A 23,645-nucleotide genomic window follows, 5' to 3' on the forward strand; every position below is an offset into this window, starting at 1 on the left:
ATTAATAAACCGGATATGATATTAATTGGCACAACGTATTCCTGTATCTGGATTATGAAAGGAGCTAGGAGTCTCCAAACGTTGAGTTACTCGGTCAATTTGTGACATCCATCCTCCTCCCCTAGTAATTAGAGACAAGTTTGATGGAATAGGCTGTTTTGAATCTTTCCAAATCAATGCCAAATTGTAGTTTTTATAGGATGGCTGATAATAGGATGCAGTCCATTCCCAAACATTACCAATTAAGTTATAAACTTCTCCTTCATTAGTTCTCCCTTGTTTATAAGCATTTATAACTTCAATACCTTTTTTAGATTTTCCAGAAATATTAGCAAAATTAGCTACTGGAGTTTTGTCACCCCATGGCCATGGTTCTCCTTTAGAACCGCGTGTAGCCCTTTCCCATTCAAGTTCTGTAGGTAATCGCATACCTAGCCACTCACAGTAAGTAGCTGCATGAAAAGCCGTCACTTCTACTACTGGATATTGATCAAATTTGTGATCATTTAATTGACTGGGATTAACTGGTTTATCACAATGTCCAGCTTGTACGCAAAAGCGATAAAGATGATTAGAAACCTCAAACTTTTGGATTTGAAAATCTGAAAGATGAAAAAAGCTTTTGGGTTTTTCGTTACTATAAGCATTGGAATCGTCTGTGCCGATAATAGCGTCGCCACCAGAAATAGATACCATCTCAGTTTGCCTAATCGCAATCTGCCGCAATCCTTCTCGGTAGACGAATGAGCCAATAGTAGCCATAGCGATCGCACCGAGTACAAAAGCCAGCCATTGCCAACCACGCCGTGCTTGTTTCTCTCGTTGTAATTCTCGCTGTTGTGCAAGTCGCTCTCGTTCTAATTCTTCCTTTTCTAGCCGATCCAGTTCGGTAGCAATGCGATCGCGCTCTTTCTGACTAGCCTCTATTAACTCATAACTCAAACCTGACGGTGCTACAATATCAACTTGCTCTTGCAAAAACTTCTCGGCTTCTGCCAATCTCAACCCCGTAAGCAAGTAATCAACAGACTTACCTTTATCTTCCCATTCTTCGGCTGCCGCCTTAATTCTACGCTCAGTCCTAATCGCCTCCCGATTATTATCCAGCAACTCCTGCAACCTTGACCAATGGCGAATCAAAGCTTCATGGGAAACATCCACTACCGCCACCTTCTCTTCACCTCTGCGTTGTTCGCTAGTGACGATTAACTTCGCTAGTGCCAGCTTTTGAATTACTCGCTCTACCAACTGTGCAGATTTACCCAAAGAAATTAAATCTCGTTGCGGAACTTGCTTGCGTGTGTCTGGTGTACCTTCCCCTAACTGAGTCAAATTGATAAAAATCAAGTCCGTTACCCGTTGTTCCTCAACCGATAGTTCTCTGTAAGTTTGTTCTGCCAAATTTTCTAGGGTTTTTCGCACCCCGCCTAATTGGTGATAACTATCTAGCTTCAACCAATTCAGTTTCTGTCGTTGCCAAAGCTGCTCTAAAGTATATGACAACAAAGGCAGCATTCCCGGTTCAGCTTCTTGTGTGGGTTGTCCTACCTCAACTCCCAAGTCTTGGAGAATAGCATTAATTAAATTTTCTTCTACCTTCCGTCCTAGTTTTGCTGCCGGTTCTCGGATTGCTTGCTGGAACTCTTCTAAAGACATGGGAGTTACCATCACCAGATTAGTTTGAATCAAATCAGTTAGCTCATGATATGCAGCACACTTACCTAAGAAATCATCACGCATAGCAAATATTATGCAGAGTTTATCTCCTGTTTGTTTGAGCGCCCCCAATAAACTAGAAATAAACTGCTGTCGATCGCTGTGGCTCTGACAAACGGTAAAAATCTCTTCAAACTGATCGACAATTAGTAGGGTGCGCGGCGATCGCGATGCTCGAATTAATCGTGCTAGTCCCGTTTCTCCTTGTGCGATCGCCTCGTCTGCCACTTTTAGCTGTTCTGCACGCTGCATATCTGTGGCTGACTCATCCAGAAATGCCGTTGCCAAACTCACCAAAGGTTGCTCTCCTGGGCTAAAAATCCGAATTTTCCATTCCTCTGTCCCTGGTAATCTGCGCTGTTGCTGTAACTGGTAAATCAACCCCGCCCGCAGTAAGGAAGATTTACCACTCCCCGATACGCCCAACACGGCCAAAAAATTTCCTTTACCCACTTGAACGTGCTGAATCAGCTTTTGGGTCAATACTTCCCGCCCATAAAAATAGGTAGCATCTTCAACATCAAAGAAGCGTAACCCTTTGTAAGGACAAACTCCATTTGGGATGTGAATGAGAACGTCTTCTCGTTCACCAGTGAGCATAATTTCCCGGTTGGGGTTATACCAAATTGGCTGCTGGGGAACATCCTTGAGGGTTTGGGCAATATACTCAATTAATTTATCATTGTTGACCAAACCATCTGGCTGTTGTCTGGGATCAAGTCCTTGCCAAAGTGCTTTGGAAAATACCCCATGTTTCCTTTGAATATCTTCCTCAGCAGGTTCAAATTCTCTTGATGCAGCAATTAAAAACCGCGTTTGTTCCTGAAGCGATGTCCCCAAATCTGCTTCTACAAAATTGAATAGTTCTCCACTGTAGCAGCAGTCCAGCCAGACGATTTGCTGCTTGGCAGGACTTTTTTGCAATAGTTCTCGCAACCATCGTAGGGAAATACCCCACTGATTCTTTCGGGGATCAGCATCACTGGCAGCCAAAAAACCTTCAGTTACCCCGCCGCGATTTTTGCGTAAACCATGACCGATAAAATATAACAGCGCTGTTTCTGGAATATTTTCGCCTACTGGGTTGAATAACTGGATGATCGCATCTTCCAAAGTCTCAGATTTGACCAAACCATCAGATGTGACTCGACGCTGTTCACCCTGAATCGTTTCTGGCAGTCGCCGCACGCGAAAATCACCATATTCTTCTAAACGTTGCGCGATCGCTTCGGCATCGTTAGCAGGGGTAAAAAGATGTTTCGCTTTGCTTGTTGGAGTATCTTTTAAGAAAGGATACTGATTAATTCCCACTACCAACGCATCTCGACTCATGAGGATGATTTAACACAGTTGAGTTAAGTAGGATCATAGATTGGATTGTAGCAATATCCCGTTCGCCTTTGGCGTCCCGTAGGGAAGGATATGAAACTAAACTAAGTTGGTTTTATGTCCGCGTGAGTGGCTGTTGGAACCAGGCAAGCTGTATAAACTGATGCTTGTGGAGAAAATTTATAGCGCGGAGTTTGTTCCAGCTGTGTTGAGAAACTTGGTTGAGTATTTGCAAAAAACTCAGCAAAATCATTGGACAAATTGCATATTTCTTGTGTAACTTTTTTTAAACTTTCTTCTGTACCAATTCATTTAATTTTTGGTAAATTTATTGAAAAGGTTTTTGACTTCGATGTAAGTTTGCTTTAGAGAAAGTAGAAATATCTACCTCAAATCCTGTGTTGTTTAATCTGTTAAACAAATCTCGCATACTTGTTAAGCTGTTATCCATAGCATCAGATAACTTTTACCTCAAAGAACAGACGACTGTTCAATACTGGATAATCGTTTTTTGGCAGTCCTCTCAAGATATCTTTGACAATCTTGAGAAATGAATTTATAATCACTATCAAATAGATATACTTTAATCTTCCGCCCAAAATTTAACATATTTTGGGCTGTTTTTATCGTATTTTTCTTAAAATTCAACACTTTTGGGAGAATTTATATCAATAAATCCGAGAAATCGGGCAGATTTTTGCAGTGGAACAACGAGCAAAAAAGTTAATTGTGCAACTGCGATCGCAACTCCAAGCAACCCAACAAAAGCTTGACCCCTTTATTCTCGGTATTTCCTCTGCCGCATCGGTGGGTGCTGTTTTAGTTATCCTATTTGGTATTTTCTCCTTTAATATTTGGAAAACAAAACATTATTGAAACTACGAAAATATAGACTTCAAAAATTTTACCTGTTGAAAAATTTTCTAAAATTATCATATCCTCGTGTCGGGTTAAGATGAAAATTATATATTTATCAAATAGAATTCAGGAGTCAGAATTCAGAATGAATTTTGTACGACTGGCGGATAGCGTAGCGTTAGCGAGTCTTCTCCCAAGGGGAGACACCAAGGGCGAACGAGCGTCGCGTCTGAATAACTGGGTTTAAGATCCACCAAATCTACGAATTGGTGGTCAACAAGAAAGTCGCAGGTCTGAATCCCCGACTGATAGCGTACTCTGTAAGAGTTGCAAGCTACGCTTTTAGCGTCTCGTAGAGAGCGTCAAGATTGCTGAATTCTGAATTCTTCTTCAATGTATCGCTGTAAATTCCAGCTTACGAATTAATTAGATTCTACTGCTATTTTTGCTTAATCCCAAATAGTTCTAAACTCTTCCGAGACTCTGCTAAAAAACGCTTTTCTATGGCGCGATATTGAGATGATGATACATTTTCAATGGTATTATCTAGATGCCACGCTGCAACTAATTTTTGATTGCGGAAACCATATCTGTGAAAATCTTCAGCACTAACGTGAATTAATTGTCCATTTTTGTATGTTAATACAGCAACATCCAGAGCGCCATTTTCATTGCCATCAGATGCTTCAACACTTTGGATATATAAAGATATTGGCTTACCCTTAACTTGGCAAAGATTATATATAAAAATACCTTTTTTCCTTTTTTGGAGAGGGCAATTTTTTGGCTCCACATCACCTTGGAAATGTTTCTCAGTTACGAAGGATTTATTGGTGGCAAAAGATGGCAAACCCGTAGACAGTAACAAAGATGAAATTGTCAACAACCTCAGTAAATTAGTCATATTTTAATATCTAAGTTCTGTCTTAATTACAGAGATATTATAGCTAAAAATACTACTAATTTTATTCAGCAATAGTACTGATTAATTAATCTCTCTACTCCCATATATTCCCGGTTTTGCTTCTGTGTTTTTGGGTAATACCAATTCAAAAAATGTTTGCGACAGATAGGGAATTCAAAATAAAATCATAGCTAGTTAGGGAAACAGCAATCTGTATAGCAATTTTAGGGGGCAAAGAAAGCCCCCTAAAAATCTCTACACAGTTGCTACCTTGGGTTGAGGTCTAGTAAATAACTCAGCTAAATGATGTGGTTGGCGATCGCGCCAGTTCCCCTTATGATACGCATACCCCGCGATTAACGGGAACGCCACAGTCGCCTCAGAAAATACCATCTGTTCAGTAGCTTTATCTACCTTCCCCCAAGAATGAGCCTCTTTGAGAGTAGAACCAGATAGAGCACCATCGCGCTCATCAGCGACAGTGACTTGAATTGTATACTTGTGCATACTCGTATCAAATCCCAGCATTTCCGCAGCTACCACCGTATCCTGAGCGAAGTTTTTCGGTACACCACCACCAATCATTACCAATCCAGTGTAGTTGGAAGCTAGTTTGCACTGCGTCAACTCCCGAAAGTCTCGCACCGAGTCAATGGTTAAATGAGATTCTGGAGAATTCCATTGGTGATGCACTAAGCCAAAGCCAGCCGAACAGTCACTAAAAGCGGGGACAAAGATTGGTACAAGGTGTTGATAAGCAGCTTGCACTACAGATTGACCATAATTACCCCGACGTTCTAAATAAACCGCCATCTGCTCAATAAATTCCCGTGAAGAATAGGGACGCTTCTCTAAATTCTCGGCGATTTCTGCGATCGTCATGTCACACACCCGCAGTTGATCTTCATCAATGTAGGTGTCATATATGCGGTCTATCCTTTGCTGTCTTAGCACCTCATCATCAGCAAAGGGGTCGCCAACATAATGACGATAACCCAACGCTTCAAAGAAATCTTGGTCAACAATGTTAGCGCCAGTAGATACAATCGCATCTACCATATTGTGAGTAATTAAATCGTGGACTATTCCCTTGAGTCCAGCACTAAACAAAGACCCAGCTAAACACAGAATAATCGTACATTCTTTATCTTGCAGCATTGCGTCATAAATTTTTGCTGCCCGCCCCAAATTTCGACCTTGGAAAGCTGTCTTACCCATAGCTTCCACTAAGCCAACAACATCAAAATCTTTAATGTCAATTGGTTGCACAGTTTGTTGCAAAAGTTCTTCACGATTCATGGTAGATTGTCCTTTTTATTGAAAATAAAAGTTATACGGTCTGCACAGCGACTACAAGGCAAGTCTTGCCAACGTACTAGGCGCTTCGCAGTGGTCGTACCAGGACAAACCAGGATCAGATTGCCGTCTTTTATTTAACTTGACGTGCAATTCCCAGATACTCATGAATTGGATGAAACGATTGTTCAATTTTGCTACTAACGACTTTTTAAACACTACAAGTAACCCATCATACTCAATTTACGCCAAACTAACAAGTGGTTGTCAAAACTAGCTCAATTTTCTCCAACGCCCAATCTATTTCATATTGGGAAATAACCAAGGGTGGAGCAAAACGAATGACATTATCTCTAGTTTCTTTGGTTAATAATCCCTCTTTGGCTAAGGCTTTACAAAAACGTCTAGCACCACCCGCTTCGGCGTGCAATTCCATGCCAATTAATAAGCCTTTACCACGCACTTCCTTAATATATGAACTTTCAATTGATTGTAATTTATCTAGAAAATATCCTCCCAGTTGTAAGGCTTTTTCTGGCAACTTTTCTTCTATAAGAACATCCAGTGCTGCAATTCCAATAGCAGCAGCTAAAGGATTTCCGCCAAAGGTACTACCATGATCTCCTGGTTGAAATACACCCATCACTTCCTCTGTCGAAATAAACGCAGAAATGGGATAAAATCCACCAGATAAAGCTTTACCTACAGTTATGCCATCAGGCTTAACATTCTCATATTGATGGGCAAACATTTTACCTGTTCTTCCCAAGCCAGTTTGAATTTCATCAAAAACCAATAAGACATTATGATGACGACAGATTTGTTCTGCTTGCTTTAAAAACCCATTGGGAGGAACAATAATACCTCCCTCCCCCTGAATTGGTTCTACCAAAAATGCCGCAGTGTTAGGAGTAATCGCTTTTTCTAAAGCCTCAGCATCACCAAAAGGGATAACTTTAAACCCAGTCGTCAAAGGCCCAAATCCATCTTGATATTGTTCTTCTGTAGAGAAGCTAATCAAACTAATAGTGCGTCCAGAAAAATTATTACTACAAACAATAATTTCTGCTTGATTTTCTGGTACACCTTTTACCTTATAAGCCCATTTACGAATGGCTTTAATAGCAGTTTCTACAGCTTCGGCTCCCGAATTCATGGGTAGCACTTTGGGTAAACCAGAAATTTGAGAAACTTTCTCATAAAATCTTCCTAACTGGTCATTACGAAAAGCCCTGGAAGTTAGTGTAACTTTCTCGGCTTGCTCAATCATGGCTGCAAGAATTTTGGGATGACAATGACCTTGATTTAATGCTGAATAAGCTGAAAGAAAATCTAGATATTTTTTACCTTCTATATCCCATATCCACACACCTTCTCCTTTGGTGATGACTACATCTAAAGGATGATAATTATCAGCCCCATATTGCTGTTCTAGTTCAATATAATCCTGGGTATTCATAGTATTGAGGTTGGCAATTCTCAGAGTTACGTTTGTTGCTTGCATATTTACTCCTGATAGCTTTGAGGGTTTGAAATCAAACTAGAAAACATCTGAAAGACTACTAGTGGAATAAGACATTCCACAGGTATGAGTATAAATTGAAAAATCTAGCTTTGTTCTTACTTTTATAGTTCCCAATTCCAGGGTGCTATTGACATGAAAGTAAAGACTTTACTGCTAAAATCAGTCAGTCATATCAAAGACAATCGCTATTGTGTAGTGCTGATTGATTTTCTCTAAATATGTAAAATAGCCAGTAATTATTGACCAGCTATTTGCTCATCTTTCAGACACGCAACTTGTGTAGGACATCTTTAGCCTACTTCATTAGTGAAGAAAACCAGTTGCCCACTCTGTCTGAATGTAAAATTTTACTAGCATAATAACCGATAGTTTAAAATATGACGTTTTCGACAGCAATTATGTCTTTGTATGGTTTTATGACAACAACTTGGTACTTATATGAAATGTTTTATAGATAGTCAAAAAAGCTATTTTTTACTGCAATCTTATCTAAAGTATCATTAAATTCTTAGCCGATCAATGCTGGGGAGGGGGATAACAAAATTGCAGCTTTTGAGTAGGCGATGCTTACAGTAGGCGTAGTCTAGGCTTAATCTTGATATACATTATTCATTTTTGCCGCATAAATTCAGCACAAAAGTTGACTTAATACCTGCGTTTTTCCTAAATTTCCAGCACAATTTATAATTGGCAAAAATAAAATTATCTCAACCTCTCACCGATTATTACCAAATGAATTTACATATAGACAGTAACTATGGTAATGTGACACATAACTGTCGGTTCTGATGGGGAGCAGCCATCAGACGCAAGGGGGAAAGTTCGGTGTAAATCCGGCGCTGTCCCGCAGCTGTAAACCGATTTTAGATTTTAGATTTTAGATTTTGGATTGGGAAGCTACTCAATAATCCAAAATCGAAAATTCAAAATCCAAAATTGTATGAGCCAGAATGCCCGCCGACTCACTCTAGACACAAAACATTTATCTGCGAGGCACAGATGATACATTTTATTAAAGAATTTCATGGGTACAAATATTGTTTTAAGACAGTACCCTCTGCAAGTTTTACTAATTCGCTTCGCTGTTAGTAACGACACTTAATTTTTGGTTGTCCTATAGGAATTTGGGTATCCATAAGGAATACCACAAAGTCTTTTTTGCTATCAAAATAGTATCCACCATGATTTAGGTATGGCAATGCATTGTAACCCTAAATCTTAGAAATTCAACAGCACAAATAAATACCTGCATTTACTGAAAACGAGGAGTTTCATGTCCACTTCCCGTATAGTTACTTGTTGTGAATTTTTCTCAAAAATCTTCGTTTTTACCGCAATTTATGGGATGGTCGGTGGAGGAAATGTAGCGATTGCTAATCAAGTTCCACAAATATCTGAGTTTCCCAAGTATGAAGGTTCTGCAAGAGACTTACAACCAGTTGCACAAGTAACACCTGAAAATACTCCAGCATCCACAGAAGAACCAGATATTGAATTAACAGTCATCGACAAGCTATTGAATGAACCTGTATTTTCACCCTTTCGCCGCGAAGGGACAGTGAAAGATTCCACCCGTCCTGTTTACGTAATTACGGGTGAAGAAATGGAAGCGCAAGGTGCAAGAACTGTCAAAGAAGCACTGCGATTTCTTCCTGGTATCTTGGGTGATGGTACAGTTGGCACAGAAGTTAACGCTTTAAGTGGTCAATTTATTCGTGGTTCTAATACCGGTCAAGTATTAATATTGCTTGATGGTAGACCGATTAATAATCTTGGTGGCGGGGGTTTTGACCTCTCAGAATTCACTACCAATAATATCGAAAGAGTTGAAGTGTTACCAGGAGGAGGTTCAACTCTTTATGGTTCTGATGCAATAGGAGGGGTAATTAATATTGTCACTCGTCGTCCCACAGAGAAAGTTACAACAGAAGCCAAGGTGAATATTGGTGCTTATGGACTAAACCAACAAAGTATTCAAAATAGTGGGAAAGCAGGTGCAATTTATTGGGTTGTAGGTTACAACCTTACCCAAGCAGAAAATAATTATCCTTTTACAATTCCTGAAGCCAATTTTACAGGAACTAGAACAAATAATGATGCTCTATTTAACAACTTTAATGTCAAACTAGAGGCAGATTTAGGAACACGTAATACCTTAAGTCTCTCAAGCCTATACTTAAGCAAGCAACAGGGAGTACCAGGAGGAGTAGCAATTCCTGAACCACAATTTGGGCAAGGTTTTTTCAATTCTCTCACCGACAATAATCGTAAATACACAGACCAAGTTCTCACTGATTTAACCTGGAATTCCAAATTAGGGAATGGAAATGATTCACTTTTAACAGCCAGAGTTTATACTGATTTTCTCAATACTCGTTTTGATAACCGTAGTGGCGCACTTTCATCTCAAAATCGGTTTGATTCTAACCAGGTTTCTTACGGTATTCAAACCACACATAGTTGGAATCTGACCAAAAATCAGATTTTGGTTTACGGCTTTGATTACCGGAATGTAAATGTGCGTAATACCACTTTTAATTATGGCAGTAATCTCAATAGAGAAAATTACGATGACAGTATTAGTCAAGGAGGCATTTTCGCCAAATATGAAAATAATCTTACTTCTAGCTTGAGTATCAATTTAGGAGTACGCCAAGATTTCAGTAGCTTGGTAAATGGTTCATTTACATCACCATCTGTAGGTACAAAATTAGCAATGTCTGACTCCACAACACTCAGAGCTAACTATATCATAAACTTCCGAGCGCCAACCATTGCTAATTTATTTAACAATAATCCTACTAATATTGGTAATCCTGAACTTAAACCCGAAAAGGGTGATAGTTTTGATATTGGCATTGACCAAAAGTTAGGTAATATAGGCTTATTACGTTTGACCTTCTTTAGTAATACAGTGTCAGATACAATTGCCTTTAAAAGACTGACACCACTTGTAAATGGCAATACAGGTACTTTTGAAAATATTGGACTAGTTAGAACTACAGGAATTGAAGCCTCTCTAAATTTGCAGCTAGCGAAGAATATCTATGCTTTTGCTAATTATACAGCTAATGATCCACGGATTTTAGAAAGTTCTAATCCGGCGGAAGTTGATAAAGAGTTGCGTTTTGCAGGTGCGGATAAATTAAATTTGGGTGTTTCTTATGAAAATCCTCAAGGTTGGTATTTAGGATTGCTCATGAATTCTTTGAATGGGTATCCAACGAATAACGATAATACAGAGTTTTTGTCTGGTTATACTACTTTAGATTTCAAAATGCGCGTCCCTTTAAGTGATAGTTTGATACTGACAAGTAGTGTAGATAATATCTTTAACCAGCGTTATCAGTTGTTTCCGGGTTTTCCTGATGGAGGGAGGGTTTTTCAGGTTGGGTTGAGTTCTAGGTTTTAAGGTTAAAAGTTTTTTTACGCAGAGGAGAGTTGAAGATGAGTGAATTTAATTGTTTGGTTACACCATTAAATCAAGTTGTGACTGAGGCGTTGTCTACAAGTGGGACAATTGAGTATGAATATTTTGATTGTGGAAGTGATGTTTTGTCATCGTTACTTTACACTTTATTTGAGCAAAATTGGCAACAGGTAGGGGTGGGACATATTGTCCAAGGTAGTGTTTTGGAATTAGAATTTAATGCTGCACCAAAACTTTGTATTCTCTACGATGGATATTTGACGGTAGCTACTGAAGGTTGGCATTTACATTTGTGTATTGATACTAATTTTGGTGGGCCTCTTTGTAGAACCCCTGTAGAAGTCAGGAAGCAGCGTCAAGTTAGTCGTGCAGCTTTTTATCGTCGGTTTAATACAGAAGGGAATCCCAGAAGTTGGGGAATTCAATTTTGGAATGGTGCAGATGAACAATTGATGACGATTTTATTACCGAATCCTTTCGTTGATGGTGAAAATTTATTACCAGAAGGTAAACCTGATTTATCAAAGTTAGCTTTGTATCAGGAATTAAGAGATATTTATGTATTGGGTATTCAACCAATCCCGTTTACCAAAAATACTCTGAAGCATTCTTATATCTCAGTTTGTACTTCTACTCGTTGTCTTCCTTCACGCAAATGGCAACCCACATTTGATGCTTTAAAATCAGCAGTTGAAAATGCCAGTTTAGACATAGAAGTGAGAACATCTGGCTGTTTGGAAGTTTGCCAACAAGGGCCAGTAGTATTTTATTCTGATGATAGAACTTGGTACACTCGCGTTAACTCAAGCGTAGCTGAAACTATTGTCAATGAACATTTGCTAAAAGGTAAGAAAGTTATTGAACATTGTTATCCACCAGATTCCGTATAACTTCTATTTTTAAAATCTCACGCGAAGACATAAAACAGATTTTATTTAGTTCATCTTATTTTCTATTCCTCTCTAACTCTCTGCGCCTTTGCGTCTCTGCGTGAGCAAAATTCTCTTTCCTAAAACCCCATGAAATTGGTAAAACTTACTCACTCAAAACCCATTATTTTTTTATGCAAATTCTTCTTAATTGCCACTTTAATTATTGCTTGCCATATTACACCAATTAACACCTCTACAAATACCAATAATAACGGCTGTATTCAAAAATATGACCCCAATACTGATTACTTCCCTAATAAAATCAAGATTATTCATGCCACAGGCTTGGCAGTGGAGTATCATAAACACTACAAAATCGTCACTATAAAAAATCCTTGGCAAAATGCTAACACAAAATTTGAATATATTTTAGTCCAATGTGGAACTCCCACGCCAAAAGAATTTAATCAAGCACAGTTAATCACAGTTCCCATTAATTCTATAGTTTCTCTATCTACTACTCATTTACCCCACCTAGCGAAATTAGGTGTAGTTGATAAACTGATTGGTATTAGTAACACTAAACAAGTCAATACTCCTGATGTAGTCGAGAAAATCAAAACCAAAAATGTAATACAAGTAGGGAAGAATTCTAATGTGGATATAGAAAAATTATTAGAATTAAATCCTGACTTGGTGACAACTTTTGGTACTGGAAATTCCCAAACTGATAGTTATGCCAAACTCACAGAGGCGGGTTTGAAAGTGGGGATAAATTCTGAATATATGGAAGACACACCACTGGGAAGAAGCGAATGGTTAAAATTTACGGCTCTGTTTTTTAATAAAGACGAGCAAGCAGAAAAAATATTTAGTGAAATTGCCAATAAATATGAACAAGTAGCTGAAAAAGCTAAAGCTGTAAAAAATCGTCCAACTATATTTGTTGGGTTCAATTTTAAAGGTACTTGGTATATGCCTGGGGGTAAAAGTTACGTAGCCAAATATCTGGCTGATGCAGGAGCAAACTATCTCTGGAGTGATGATAAATCCTCTGGTAGTTTACCTTTATCTTTTGAAGTTGTTTTAGAACGTGCAGCCAATGCTGATTACTGGTTGAATTTTAGTCAATCTTGGAAGAATTTAAAGGATTTAGTCGCTGAAGATAATCGCTATGCTGATTTTAAGGCTGTGAAAACAGGCAATCTTTACAATAATAATGCCCGTGTGAATGAAAGTGGAGGTAATGATTACTGGGAAAGCGGAATTAGTAACCCAGATATAGTTTTATCTGACTTGATTAAAATACTGCATCCAGAGATATTACCCAATCATAAACTATTTTATTACCGCAAACTTAATTAATAATGTTCAACGAAAAATATAAATTTAAATTTCCCCTATTAACCCAAAAATCTCTGGTTTTCAAAACCATTATTTTTATAATTATACTTGTAAGTTTAATCTTGGCTTTTTTATTAGACTTGGCTTTGGGTTCAGTTGATATTCCTCTGGATGAAGTAGTCAAAATTTTGCTAGGACTTGAACCAGAAAAAGTAACATGGACTCATATTATTCTCAAATTTCGCCTACCTAAAGCTTTAACTGCAACTTTAGCGGGTGCGGCTTTAGGTGTGAGTGGCTTACAAATGCAAACCCTATTTAAAAATCCCTTAGCGGGGCCTTTTGTATTGGGAATTAGTTCTGGTGCAAGTTTAGGTGTAGCGTTAGTTGTGTTGACAGCAAGTGCTACGACACCAACATTATTAGCAGATTTGGGAATAATTAGCGATTTTGGTTTAGTTATAGCAGCAAGTCTCGGCGCAGCATCAGTTTTAGGGATGATGTTAGTTGTTTCTCGCCGAGTGCAAGATACGATGACATTATTAATTTTAGGTTTATTGTTTGGTTATGCTACTAGTGCAATTGTTAGTATTTTGTTGCAGTTTAGCTCAAAAGAACGCATTCAAAGTTATATCATGTGGACTTTTGGTAGTTTTGCTGGGGTGACTTGGAAACAGTTAGTTGTTTTAATTCCTGTGATAGTTTTGAGTTTATTGGGAGCAGTGTTGCAATCAAAATCTTTGAATGCACTTTTACTTGGTGAATCTTATGCACGTAGTTTAGGTTTAACGGTGCAGAAAACCAGATTTTCTATTATTACCAGTGCATCTATATTAGCTGGAGCAATTACCGCTTTTTGCGGCCCCATCGCATTTTTAGGTGTAGCAATTCCTCATCTTTGTCGTAGTCTTTTTAATACTTCCGACCATCGGATATTAATTCCTAGTGTAACAATGATGGGTGCAATCTTAGCATTGTTTGCAGATTTGTTTTCTCAACTTGCGGTAAGTCAGATGGTTTTACCTTTAAATGCTGTTACTGCTTTGATTGGAACTCCTGTTGTTAGTTGGGTAATTCTGCGACGTAATTCCCAAAAGTCTTTTTAAGATTTTTGAAACGCAGAGGTACGCGGAGGTAAGCGCGGAGCAACGCAGGTCTTTTTTAGGTGAAGTTTATCATGAGTAACTCGATTTTAACAACTCATAACTTGACTATTGGTTATAAAACATCCCGAAAAACTGTTCGGTGTGTTGTATCGGATATTTCGGTATCTCTGCAAGCTGGGGAACTAGTTTGCTTACTTGGCCCCAATGGTGCAGGTAAATCTACATTACTGCGATCGCTCGCCGGAATGCAACCCCCTATTGAGGGGGAAGTGCGACTCTTGGAGGAAAATATTTACAAGTTAGCACCACAAGAATTAGCCAAACGGCTGAGTTTGGTACTCACTGAGAAAGTTGATGTGGGAATGCTTTCAGCCTACACCTTGGTGAGTATGGGGCGATATCCTTACACTGATTGGTGGGGAAATTTGACATCTGAAGATGAAACAATAGTACATTGGGCAATAAAATCTGTAGGAGCAGTACACTTAGCACAGCGCCAAGTTAGCGAATTAAGTGATGGTGAACGCCAAAAAATTATGATTGCGCGGGCTTTGGCTCAGTCGCCTATTGTGATGTTACTTGATGAGCCAACAGCATTTTTAGATTTACCGCGACGGGTGGAAATTATGCAGTTGTTGCGTCAGTTAGCGCGGGAAACTAATCAAGCGATTCTTCTTTCTACCCACGATTTAGATTTAGCTTTGCGTCTTGCTGATAAAGTTTGGCTATTATCAACTAATGGGATTTTACACGTTGGCGCACCGGAAGATTTAGTGTTGAGTGGTGCATTTGCTGATACTTTCGAGAGTGAAGGTGTAGAATTTGATGTTGCTTCCGGGGAATTTAATCTCCATACATCCCACAAAGGAGAAATTAGTTTGATAGGTGAGGGTATCGCGTCTGTATGGACTATTCGTGCTTTCAAACGTGCAGGCTTCCAAGTTAATCAAAATAAAAAGGGCTTATCAGTAGAAGTGATAACACAATCCAAACAAATTTTGTGGAAACTCACAAACAGCCAAACTGTACATACTTATCATTCATTGTACGAACTGATTAAGTTTTTGAATTATTTATAATTGAAGCTTAATTTTCATAAATCTCTAATGGCAAATTATCTGGGTCTTTAAAGAAAGTAAATTTTTTACTTGTATTTTCATCAACTCTGATATTTTCTACTTCTACTCCTTTTGATTTTAAATAAAAAACAGTTTCTTCAACATCATCAACTTGAAAAGCAAGATGTCTTAAACCACAAGCTTCTGGTTTACTAGGTCGTTCTGGAGGATTTGGGAAAGAGAATAGCTCTATTTGAGCATTTTCTCCAACTCGTAAATCTAATTTATACGAATTTCTCTCGGCGCGAAAAGTCTCTTCGATGATCGAAAAGCCTAAAGTTTCGACATAAAATTTTTTCGAGCGATTATAGTCAGAACAAATAATAGCTACATGATGAATGCCAGTGGTTTTCATGTGTAATTCTCAAGCTACTGGCGTGGCAATTAAAATAGTGCATTACATTTTAGCCTTGACACGCTACTACTAATCATTACCTCTAGCACTTTTAGCAGAGTTTTGCTAGTCTTAGCAAGAAAAGGGCTTTAGCAAAGTGCTAATCTTTTTTGTATCGTCCTACTTGGACGATCGCCCCTTTATCTCCAATTTGTAAAGCAGTTTTAGCAGCCGTTTGTAGCATCGTGGCTGCACCAGTGCGATCCGCCTCGGCTAACTGGGTTTGGCGATACTTGGCTTTACTTGAGGTCGGGAATTACCTGAATCAGTCCAGTCTGGAAAGCTTTGTCGTAGGAGATGACAAGTAAGCTTTCGAGTTCAGCCTGAGCCATGATCATGCGATCAAAGGGATCTCGGTGGGCGATCGGTAGGCTTCCTGCTCTGAGGGCATGGGCTGTAGTGATGGCAAGTTCGATAAATTTAGCCTGATGCAATATCTGTGAATATTGTTCAACAAGTTGTTTGGCTTCGGGTAGTTTACCCATCCGTTATTTGGTGGCAATTTCCCAAGCAGAAGCACTGCTGACAATAATCCGATGATCTGGGTTGCGAATGATGTCTCGGCAGTCAGTGTGGAGTTTTGGGTCGTCAAAGAGCCACCACAGCAGGATATGGGTGTCGATGAGGTAGCTCATTCCCATTGCTGAAGTTCATCTTCTGGCAATGGTTCAAAGAAAGCATCGCCGAGTTGTCCTTTTAATAAACCAGGGGTGCGGGGTTGTGTACGTTCTTGACTTAAACCTAGCCGAAAGTAGTGAATTAGGTCATAAATTTCTGCTAGTTTGTCTTCAGGGATGTCTTGCAATTCTTGGACAATCTTCTGGATCAGCATAAGTCAAACTCTTGGCTGGTTGTTAATTAATAAGTTAGGAATATGCGACTACTTTGTTGCTCAATTGAGGAATAAAATATTTTTTCTCACTTTGCGCCTTGGCGCGAAACTTTCATCCCGTTAATCAGCAACGCTGAATTACTATTCCTGTAAAACAGTCTTTGATACAATCCTAGTTTTCTTCAAGTCTGCTTCCGAAAGTTCTTCCCCAGCTTGCAGGCGAGTGGCGGAAGTTTGCAACACTGTCGCTGCACCTTTATCTCCTATTTGTAAAGCGGTTTTGGCTGCTGTTTGTAGCATTGTGGCTGCACCAGTGCGATCGCCTTGTTGCAATTTCGCTTCGGCTAACTGGGTTTGACGATACTTTGCTAATGCCAAAATAGACTGTTGTACCTGCGGATTAGAAGTCGGTTGATACGCCCGCACTACATCTGCATACACCGGCATCAAGGGCGAAAGTAAGCCTTGTTCGTTAACTAATGGGTCATCATAACGAATTTGCAGATGCCCGATCACTTGTTTCCCTTCTGGCAATTGTCCCAGATAAATGTTCGCCAAAACTACTCGTTCTACATCTTGCATCAAATCTCCCAAACGTACAGCAAAGCTACCATCAGCTTCGGGTTCCACTGGTAACTCGATTGTGTCTGGGGCAACTTGGGCAATGGGTTTCAATTCTGCTAATCGGACATTGGGCACTAGAGATAACAGCAAGTAGGCGTTAGTTAGTCCAATCGATTGAATCCGTCCAAACAGTCGGCTAAATTGATTCACAGCCTGTTCAGGACGTTCAATATGAGCTAGAGTCCCACCACCGACATCAGCAATTTTTTCTAGCAAATCCTGATTCCAGCTATTGCCAAATCCGAAAGTATTAATAGTTAGGTTCAGCTTGGCAGCCTTTTGCGCCAGTTTCAGACAGCGCTTATTGTCATCTCGCCCAATGTCCCATTTCCAAATCCGCAAACCGCTTTCACCATGCCCATCTGTCAGCAGAAATGCTTGGGAAACAGCGCCTCTTGTCCCCTTCATCAGTTCTGTAATGCCTAATTCCAAACCCTCAGCGATCGCAGTGCCGCCGCTAGCAGTCAGTTTGCTTTTGATTTGAGATTTGATGCTTTCGGGGTCTTGAATCGCTTGGTTAGGGATAATGACTTCCGCAGAACCGGAAAAAGCCACAACTGAAATGCGATCGCCTACTTTCAACCGATCAATTAATCCTTCCACTGCTTGGATCACCGTTTTTATCGGTTGTCCATGCATAGAACCACTTCTATCCAGAATCAAGCAGAGGTTAAGGGGCAGATTTTGATCGGACTCACCAGCGATTGCAAAAATCGTCATAGCTAGTTGACGTTGGCTACTTGTTTGAGCCACATCAACATTATTGTCATTTAACGCCGAGAGCAATTTAACTTTCATCTAAACCTGAGTTTACTGGGGAGGAGTATCTTGCAAAACTGTTTTCGAGACAATTCTGGTTTTCTTGCGATCGCTTTCCGATAAATCTCCGCCAGCTTGTAGCTGGGTGGCAGAAGTTTGCAACACCGTCGCCGCCCCAGTATCTCCCATTTGCAGCGCAGTTTTCGCAGCCGTTTGTAACATCGTCGCCGCACCAGAGCGATCGCCTTGTTGCAATTTCGTCTCGGCTAGCTGGGTTTGGCGGTACTTAGCTAATGCCAAAATAGACTGTTGCACCTGGGGATTAAGGTCTGCTTGGTAATTTTTCACGACATGGGCATAAACTGGGATATTTGCTGTCAATAAACCTACCTTGTTGGCGGCTGGATCATCGTAGCGGACTTGCACATTAGCGATCGCTTGTTCACCTGCTGGCAATTGTCCCAAATAAATATTAGCTAAAATTACCCGTTCTGCATCTTTCATTAAATCTCCCAACCGCACAGCGAAACGTCCATCAGCTTCTTGTTGCAGTGGTAACTCAATTGTGTCTGGGGAAACTTGGGCAATGGGTTTGAGTTCCGCTAGCCGGACATGGGGCATTAGGGACAGTAGCAGATAAGCATTAGTCAATCCCACCGTTTGAATGCGGCTGAATAGGCGATTAAACTCTTCCTCTGCCTGTTCGGGTTTTTGAATATAAGATAAAGTACCTAAGCCAGCATCAGCAATTTTTTCTAAAACATCTTGGTTCCAATTGTCACCAAATCCCAAAGTATTTAAAGTCAAATTATAGCTAGCAGCCAATTGGGCGAATTTCAAACAGCGATTGTTATCACCATGTTCATTTTCACCGTCGGTTAAGAGGAAAGCTTGAGAAACAGTATCTTTTTTTCCTTTCGCCAACTCCTCAATCCCCAAACGCAATCCTTCATCAATCGCAGTTCCTCCATCGGCATTGAGGCGATTAATTTGCTGTTTGATTTTCTCTGGATCTTCGACACTTTGACTAGGTACTAAGACTTTCGCACGGTGATCAAAAACTACAACACTGAGGCGATCGCCAGGGTTGAGTCTATCTACCAGACGATTCGCGGCTTTTTTCACCGTTTCTAGGGATCGCCCATTCATGGAACCACTATGATCGAGAATTAAGCATAAATTCAGGGGTACATGGCGATCTTGATTTTCTGCGATCGCCGAAATCGAAATTCCCAACTGACGTTGACTATTCAGTTGATTCGCGTCCAAATTACCATCATTCAAGGCAGGGTGCAAACTAACCTTCATAACTCAGAGTCCCTATTCAGGATATACATATTAATAAATAACTTCAAAGCACTACTTTAGCTCTACGGAAAACCTATCCAACATAAATACACTAATATAATCAGAATATCTTAGAAGCCAAGCATTGGCAGATGCGAAGCCGCCTTCAGCATTAGGGAGAAATCCGCACCTTGAGGGAGGCGTGCATCGCGCTAGGATGTATTACAGTTAACGGCATAGTTTCAGGCGATCAGTTGCTATGGACATTTCCCCAATTAAGGCTGTTCAAGCCCCATATTACGGCGATAACTTTTACCGGACACCACCGCCAGATTTACCTTCCCTCTTATTGAAGGAGCGAATTGTCTATATTGGGATGCCACTGGTGCCTGCTGTCACGGAATTAATCGTGGCCGAATTGCTATTTTTGCAATCCGACGACCCCGAAAAACCGATTAAAATCTATATCAACTCCACCGGCACTTCCGGTTACAGTGGCGAACCCATTGGCTTTGAAACCGAAGCCTTCGCCATCTTTGACACCATGAAATATATCAAGCCTCCTATCCACACCATCTGCGTCGGTTCCGCGATGGGTATGGCAGCGATGCTTCTCAGTGCTGGTACAAAAGGCTGCCGCGCCAGTTTGCCTCACTCCTCGATTATCCTGCATCAGCCCAAGAGCTACGCCCAAGGTCAAGCAACGGATATTCAAATTCGCGCTAGGGAAGTTTTGGTAAATAAAGGAGCCTTAGTTGATATCTTGCATCGCACTACTGGACAGCCTCCAGAAAAAATTACTAAAGATATGGATCGGCTGTTATACCTAACACCTTACGAAGCGAAGGAATACGGACTGATTGACCGAGTTTTTGAGAAAGAAGAACTCGCCAATCCCCCACTTCCTGCCAGTGTCCTTTAGTGAGTGCTGAGTGCTGAGTGCTGAGTAGAGACGCGATTAATCCCGTCTGTACAGGAGTTATGAGTTATTCCTAACTCTCCTACCGCCCCCAAATTATTAAGAACGGAGTAAATTATGCCTATAGGCGTTCCTAAAGTTCCTTACCGGATGCCCGGTGGACAATATACAGATTGGATTAGTATCTACGATCGCCTTTACCGAGAACGGATTATATTCTTGGGGCGAGATATTGATGATGAAATTGCCAATCAAATTATCGCTGTAATGCTGTATCTGGACTCAGATGATCCAGGTAAAGATATTTATATATACATCAATTCTCCCGGTGGAATGGTTACATCTGGCATGGCTATTTTTGACACCATGCAACATATCAAATCAGATGTAGTGACTATTTGCGTGGGTTTAGCTGCTTCAATGGGGTCTTTTTTGCTAGCAGCTGGCACAAAAGGCAAACGGTTAGCATTGCCTCACTCACGGATTATGATTCACCAGCCATCTGGTGGCACCCGTGGACAAGCAACCGATATCGAAATTGAAGCTAAAGAGATTCTGCGGATTCGTCACCAGCTTAATGGCATTTATGCTGATAAAACCGGTCAGACCATAGAAAAAATTGAAAAAGATATGGATCGTGACTTTTTCATGTCTGCTCAAGAGGCTAAGGAATACGGTTTAATTGACCGTGTAATTGAAGACCGAACCTCGGTAATAACTGGGGAATAGGAAGGCAGAGGGGCAGAGGGGCAGGGGAGCAGAGGAGCAGGGGAAGCAACAAGAGAGGGGAAAAGGTTAAAGGGTAAAGGGTAAAGGGTAAAGGATGAAGAAATAAACCCTTTCCCCCTTACCCATTCCCCTTTACCCTTCTTACCCATGCCCCATGCCCAATGCCCCATGCCCAATGCCCTTCTTTAAACAAACTGTCAACATTGAACTTTAAAATAGCAAATTAGCCCTTATTATTAATAGTTCAGGCTTAAAGCTCATAGCTGTTAGCCCCTATCTCGATATTCGATAGCTCATAGCTCAAGATGGATCTTGGAGATTGCTACCGTTTACTAGGTTTAAGATCGGGAGCTTCTTTTGCTGACATCAAAGCGTCTTATCGGCGACTGGCGCAGCAATATCACCCCGATATCAACCCAGATGACAACAAAGCCAAAGATAAATTTATTGCCTTAACAGAGGCTTACAAACTCCTGCTGACGGTAGTACTGCCAGAGGAAACTGTTGCCCATTCAAGTCATGTGTCAACCGCGCGTAATGACACCAAGGCAACGCAGCGGCAGAAAACACCAGTAACAACGGTGACAAGCCAAGAATCAGGGAAACCAAAGCCGCCGAATCTGTTGGAAATAGAAGAACGGCTAAAGTGGAAGACTTATGAGCAATTGCAGCGGTTTTTGCAAGAAAGACGATTTCCGCAAGCGATCGCACTGGCGGAAGCTTTAGCAGATCGGTTGTCAACAGATGCAGAAGTTCGGCAATGGCTAGCGATCGTCTATCAAATTTGGGGACGGGCGCTAATTTCCGAAAAACAACTGCTCAAAGCCAGAATTTATCTCAAAAAAGCTTTGAAGACAGACCCTCATAATAAAACTCTCTGGTATGAAGTCCAGCGCGATTTTCAACGCTTAGAACAAATTTTTTAAGTTTACAAACTTTATCGAGGATGTTGGAGGCAGATAGCGCAGCGTTAGCGAGTCCGCGAGCGTCGGGCAGGAGGCAGGAGTAAGACTGCCCGACGCTCTCTAGGAGACGCTGCACGTAGCTTGCTTTTCTGTAAGAGTACGCGGACTGTGAACTCGCTAATGCTGCGCTATCTGCCTCCTGCCTCCTGCCTCCTGCCTCCTGCCTCCTGCCTCCTGCCTCTTGCCTCCTGCCTCTTGCCTCCTGCCTCCTGAAGAATTACCGCCATCCGCGCAACACTGCTCCCAAAACAGCAATTCCCTCAACAATCTTTTCCGTTGTTTGAAAACTAAAAGCTAACCTGATGGCGTCATCTCCCTGTCCATTGGCATAGCAACGCGTACCTGACAGAAAGCTGATGCCATGTTCGTTGGCAGTGTTTAGGAGTGCTGTGGCGCTGATGTCTGGTGGCAATTTACACCAAACGAAAAAGCCCCCATCTGGTCGCAAAGCAACTACATCACTGGGAAACTCGTGAGCGATCGCTTCTAACAACAAATTGCACTTATGCTTGTAGCAAGCGATTAACTCCTGAATGTGATAATCTAGTTTGCCTGTAGCACAGTAGCGGGCGACCACATGGCTGACAAATGGCCCCACTGGCCCCTCACTTTTGAACATTGCCAGCCGCTCAATAATTGCTGGATCGCCACAAGCCCAACCCAGTCGGATACCAGGCGCAATAATTTTTGAAAAGGTATTCACGTATAAAACCCACCCCTCCTTGTCAAGGGTTGCCAAAGGAGACACAGCTTCCCCTTGGAAGCGCAAATCGCTGTAAGCATCGTCTTCTACCACCAACACGCCATACTCTGCCGCCAGTGCTACAAGCTTTTGGCGGCGAAATAAGGGCATAGTAGTGCCTGTAGGATTATGAAAGGTGGGGATAGTATAAATAAACCGGGGTCGAATGCCCTGTTTCTTCAAATCGCTCAAAGTTTCTTCTAATGCGTCCACATCCATCCCCAACTCATCCACAGGAATGGTAATTACGCGTGCGCCAGCATGGACAAATCTACTAACCACTCCCAAGAAGGTTGGCCCTTCCACAATTACTACGTCACCAGGTTCGACAAATACATCTGGTAGCAAACCCAAAATCTGACCAGAACCATAGCCAATGATCAGGCGATCGCGATCGGCAGCGATTCCTTTAGCCTGCAAGCGGAGGATAATTTGTTCATACAATTGGGCTGAAGGTGGCCCGTAATTGAGAGCGATCGGAGCCTCTTCTGCCAGTACAGCAGCACTTGCAGCAGCCAAATCAGCGTGGGGAAAGAGAATTGGATCAGCTAAACCGTAGGCAAAGCTAACAGTAATAATTTTGCTTAACTCAGTGCCGTAAGTTGGTGGTGCAAGGTTTCTAGCTCGTTCGGCGAATAAATCAGTAATATGGTAAGTAGAGGTGGTGGGAGCCATAGAGGGCAACTTGTCTTCTAGGTTTATGAATATATCAGCATTGCCCGCAAGAAATACTGATAGTCAGCTTTATTCTAAATCTGAACAATGCTACCGTGTTTTCTAAGTAAAGTTTGGCTGTGGCTAACCCGGATTTCTCACCACACCTCTTATAGCCTGTGCAAGTGCCGGGGAGAAGTAATAAGTAATGAGTAAGAAGTAAGAAGTTTTTACTCATTACT

18 protein-coding genes, 2 pseudogenes and 1 riboswitch are annotated in these 23,645 nt (G+C 41.0%); of the genes and pseudogenes, 9 read left to right on the top strand and 11 right to left on the bottom strand.

Annotation, left to right across the window (positions count from 1 at the left end; genetic code table 11):
- Positions 1–21 precede the first annotated feature (21 nt).
- Together A4S05_RS24985 and A4S05_RS39390 are read right to left on the bottom strand one after the other, a co-directional pair.
- Entirely contained in the window at positions 22–3,048 is a 3,027-nt protein-coding gene (locus A4S05_RS24985) for an nSTAND1 domain-containing NTPase (RefSeq protein WP_069072479.1), read from the bottom strand.
- A 286-nt stretch (positions 3,049–3,334) separates the two neighbouring features.
- Positions 3,335–3,611, bottom strand: a pseudogene (locus A4S05_RS39390) (IS4 family transposase); the annotation flags it as partial.
- 136 nt (positions 3,612–3,747) lie between these two features.
- Between A4S05_RS39390 and A4S05_RS42015 the strand changes: the two are divergent.
- Positions 3,748–3,921 carry a hypothetical protein gene (locus tag A4S05_RS42015; RefSeq protein WP_176727100.1) on the top strand — a complete coding sequence of 58 codons (174 nt, stop codon included), beginning with the start codon at positions 3,748–3,750 and terminating at the stop codon, positions 3,919–3,921.
- A gap of 421 nt (positions 3,922–4,342) precedes the next feature.
- Here the strand turns inward: A4S05_RS42015 and A4S05_RS24990 are convergent, their stop codons facing one another.
- The 3 genes from A4S05_RS24990 to rocD all read right to left on the bottom strand — a co-directional run bounded on the left by A4S05_RS24990 (position 4,343) and on the right by rocD (position 7,607).
- The gene (locus A4S05_RS24990) at positions 4,343–4,807 is read right to left on the bottom strand and encodes a hypothetical protein (protein ID WP_069072480.1); all 465 of its coding nucleotides are present in this window, start codon (positions 4,805–4,807) and stop codon (positions 4,343–4,345) included.
- Between the two features lie 255 nt (positions 4,808–5,062).
- The gene (locus A4S05_RS24995; protein ID WP_069072481.1) at positions 5,063–6,106 is read right to left on the bottom strand and encodes a 1,9-bis(guanidino)-5-aza-nonane synthase; all 1,044 of its coding nucleotides are present in this window, start codon (positions 6,104–6,106) and stop codon (positions 5,063–5,065) included.
- Between the two features lie 250 nt (positions 6,107–6,356).
- On the bottom strand, positions 6,357–7,607 hold the full coding sequence (rocD, locus tag A4S05_RS25000; protein ID WP_084227257.1) for an ornithine--oxo-acid transaminase: 1,251 nt from the start codon (positions 7,605–7,607) through the stop codon (positions 6,357–6,359).
- A gap of 784 nt (positions 7,608–8,391) precedes the next feature.
- A riboswitch (cobalamin riboswitch) is annotated at positions 8,392–8,605 on the top strand.
- Positions 8,606–8,973: 368 nt separating this feature from the next.
- Between rocD and A4S05_RS25005 the strand changes: the two genes are divergently transcribed.
- From A4S05_RS25005 to A4S05_RS25025, 5 genes are all read left to right on the top strand, one after another.
- Complete coding sequence (locus tag A4S05_RS25005) at positions 8,974–11,040, top strand: TonB-dependent receptor plug domain-containing protein (RefSeq protein WP_084227258.1); 2,067 nt, start codon at positions 8,974–8,976, stop codon at positions 11,038–11,040.
- A 35-nt stretch (positions 11,041–11,075) separates the two neighbouring features.
- Entirely contained in the window at positions 11,076–11,948 is an 873-nt protein-coding gene (locus tag A4S05_RS25010) for a (2Fe-2S) ferredoxin domain-containing protein (protein WP_069072483.1), read from the top strand.
- A 129-nt stretch (positions 11,949–12,077) separates the two neighbouring features.
- Positions 12,078–13,295, top strand: coding sequence for an ABC transporter substrate-binding protein (locus tag A4S05_RS25015; protein WP_069072484.1), 1,218 nt, complete (start codon positions 12,078–12,080; stop codon positions 13,293–13,295).
- A gap of 2 nt (positions 13,296–13,297) precedes the next feature.
- A complete protein-coding gene (locus A4S05_RS25020) occupies positions 13,298–14,380 on the top strand; it encodes an iron ABC transporter permease (RefSeq protein ID WP_069072485.1) in 1,083 nt (360 codons plus the stop codon).
- A 71-nt stretch (positions 14,381–14,451) separates the two neighbouring features.
- Positions 14,452–15,459: an ABC transporter ATP-binding protein gene (locus tag A4S05_RS25025; protein WP_069072486.1), complete on the top strand. Its 1,008-nt coding sequence runs from the start codon at positions 14,452–14,454 to the stop codon at positions 15,457–15,459.
- A 7-nt stretch (positions 15,460–15,466) separates the two neighbouring features.
- On the opposite strand, the gene A4S05_RS25030 is transcribed toward A4S05_RS25025, so the two are convergent.
- The 5 genes and pseudogenes from A4S05_RS25030 to A4S05_RS25050 form a co-directional block, all read right to left on the bottom strand.
- Positions 15,467–15,853 carry an SMU1112c/YaeR family gloxylase I-like metalloprotein gene (locus A4S05_RS25030; protein WP_069072487.1) on the bottom strand — a complete coding sequence of 129 codons (387 nt, stop codon included), beginning with the start codon at positions 15,851–15,853 and terminating at the stop codon, positions 15,467–15,469.
- Between the two features lie 278 nt (positions 15,854–16,131).
- Positions 16,132–16,533: pseudogene (locus tag A4S05_RS44320) on the bottom strand (type II toxin-antitoxin system VapC family toxin).
- Positions 16,524–16,724 carry a hypothetical protein gene (locus tag A4S05_RS25040; protein ID WP_069072488.1) on the bottom strand — a complete coding sequence of 67 codons (201 nt, stop codon included), beginning with the start codon at positions 16,722–16,724 and terminating at the stop codon, positions 16,524–16,526. Before A4S05_RS25040 ends, A4S05_RS44320 begins: the two are co-directional and overlap by 10 nt.
- 141 nt (positions 16,725–16,865) lie before the next feature.
- Positions 16,866–18,146 (bottom strand): vWA domain-containing protein, encoded by a 1,281-nt coding sequence (locus tag A4S05_RS25045; RefSeq protein ID WP_069072489.1) that lies wholly within the window; start codon positions 18,144–18,146, stop codon positions 16,866–16,868.
- 12 nt (positions 18,147–18,158) lie between these two features.
- Positions 18,159–19,415, bottom strand: a complete 1,257-nt coding sequence (locus A4S05_RS25050; protein ID WP_069072490.1) for a vWA domain-containing protein — start codon at positions 19,413–19,415, stop codon at positions 18,159–18,161.
- A gap of 238 nt (positions 19,416–19,653) precedes the next feature.
- Between A4S05_RS25050 and A4S05_RS25055 the strand changes: the two genes are divergently transcribed.
- The 3 genes from A4S05_RS25055 (at position 19,654) to A4S05_RS25065 (ending at position 21,968) form a co-directional block, all read left to right on the top strand.
- Complete coding sequence (locus A4S05_RS25055; RefSeq protein WP_069072491.1) at positions 19,654–20,316, top strand: ATP-dependent Clp protease proteolytic subunit; 663 nt, start codon at positions 19,654–19,656, stop codon at positions 20,314–20,316.
- A gap of 114 nt (positions 20,317–20,430) precedes the next feature.
- Positions 20,431–21,042 carry an ATP-dependent Clp protease proteolytic subunit gene (locus A4S05_RS25060; protein ID WP_069072492.1) on the top strand — a complete coding sequence of 204 codons (612 nt, stop codon included), beginning with the start codon at positions 20,431–20,433 and terminating at the stop codon, positions 21,040–21,042.
- A gap of 305 nt (positions 21,043–21,347) precedes the next feature.
- A complete protein-coding gene (locus A4S05_RS25065; RefSeq protein WP_069072493.1) occupies positions 21,348–21,968 on the top strand; it encodes a J domain-containing protein in 621 nt (206 codons plus the stop codon).
- Between the two features lie 256 nt (positions 21,969–22,224).
- Here A4S05_RS25065 and A4S05_RS25070 read toward each other — a convergent pair whose 3' ends face one another.
- Positions 22,225–23,424, bottom strand: a complete 1,200-nt coding sequence (locus A4S05_RS25070) for an aminotransferase-like domain-containing protein (RefSeq protein ID WP_069072494.1) — start codon at positions 23,422–23,424, stop codon at positions 22,225–22,227.
- Positions 23,425–23,645: the final 221 nt, after the last annotated feature.

It is taken from the genome of Nostoc sp. KVJ20 (assembly GCF_001712795.1).
Taxonomy (GTDB): Bacteria; Cyanobacteriota; Cyanobacteriia; order Cyanobacteriales; family Nostocaceae; genus Nostoc.

What these genes read in the sequence shown, in the direction of transcription:
- A4S05_RS24985 (WP_069072479.1), bottom strand. Translation starts at nt 3,048, where the DNA reads ATGAGTCGAGATGCGTTGGTAGTGGGAATTAATCAGTATCCTTTCTTA.
- A4S05_RS24990 (WP_069072480.1), bottom strand. Translation starts at nt 4,807, where the DNA reads ATGACTAATTTACTGAGGTTGTTGACAATTTCATCTTTGTTACTGTCT.
- A4S05_RS24995 (WP_069072481.1), bottom strand. Translation starts at nt 6,106, where the DNA reads ATGAATCGTGAAGAACTTTTGCAACAAACTGTGCAACCAATTGACATT.
- rocD (WP_084227257.1), bottom strand. Translation starts at nt 7,607, where the DNA reads ATGCAAGCAACAAACGTAACTCTGAGAATTGCCAACCTCAATACTATG.
- A4S05_RS25005 (WP_084227258.1), top strand. Translation starts at nt 8,974, where the DNA reads ATGGTCGGTGGAGGAAATGTAGCGATTGCTAATCAAGTTCCACAAATA.
- A4S05_RS25010 (WP_069072483.1), top strand. Translation starts at nt 11,076, where the DNA reads ATGAGTGAATTTAATTGTTTGGTTACACCATTAAATCAAGTTGTGACT.
- A4S05_RS25015 (WP_069072484.1), top strand. Translation starts at nt 12,078, where the DNA reads ATGAAATTGGTAAAACTTACTCACTCAAAACCCATTATTTTTTTATGC.
- A4S05_RS25020 (WP_069072485.1), top strand. Translation starts at nt 13,298, where the DNA reads ATGTTCAACGAAAAATATAAATTTAAATTTCCCCTATTAACCCAAAAA.
- A4S05_RS25025 (WP_069072486.1), top strand. Translation starts at nt 14,452, where the DNA reads ATGAGTAACTCGATTTTAACAACTCATAACTTGACTATTGGTTATAAA.
- A4S05_RS25030 (WP_069072487.1), bottom strand. Translation starts at nt 15,853, where the DNA reads ATGAAAACCACTGGCATTCATCATGTAGCTATTATTTGTTCTGACTAT.
- A4S05_RS25040 (WP_069072488.1), bottom strand. Translation starts at nt 16,724, where the DNA reads ATGCTGATCCAGAAGATTGTCCAAGAATTGCAAGACATCCCTGAAGAC.
- A4S05_RS25045 (WP_069072489.1), bottom strand. Translation starts at nt 18,146, where the DNA reads ATGAAAGTTAAATTGCTCTCGGCGTTAAATGACAATAATGTTGATGTG.
- A4S05_RS25050 (WP_069072490.1), bottom strand. Translation starts at nt 19,415, where the DNA reads ATGAAGGTTAGTTTGCACCCTGCCTTGAATGATGGTAATTTGGACGCG.
- A4S05_RS25055 (WP_069072491.1), top strand. Translation starts at nt 19,654, where the DNA reads ATGGACATTTCCCCAATTAAGGCTGTTCAAGCCCCATATTACGGCGAT.
- A4S05_RS25060 (WP_069072492.1), top strand. Translation starts at nt 20,431, where the DNA reads ATGCCTATAGGCGTTCCTAAAGTTCCTTACCGGATGCCCGGTGGACAA.
- A4S05_RS25065 (WP_069072493.1), top strand. Translation starts at nt 21,348, where the DNA reads ATGGATCTTGGAGATTGCTACCGTTTACTAGGTTTAAGATCGGGAGCT.
- A4S05_RS25070 (WP_069072494.1), bottom strand. Translation starts at nt 23,424, where the DNA reads ATGGCTCCCACCACCTCTACTTACCATATTACTGATTTATTCGCCGAA.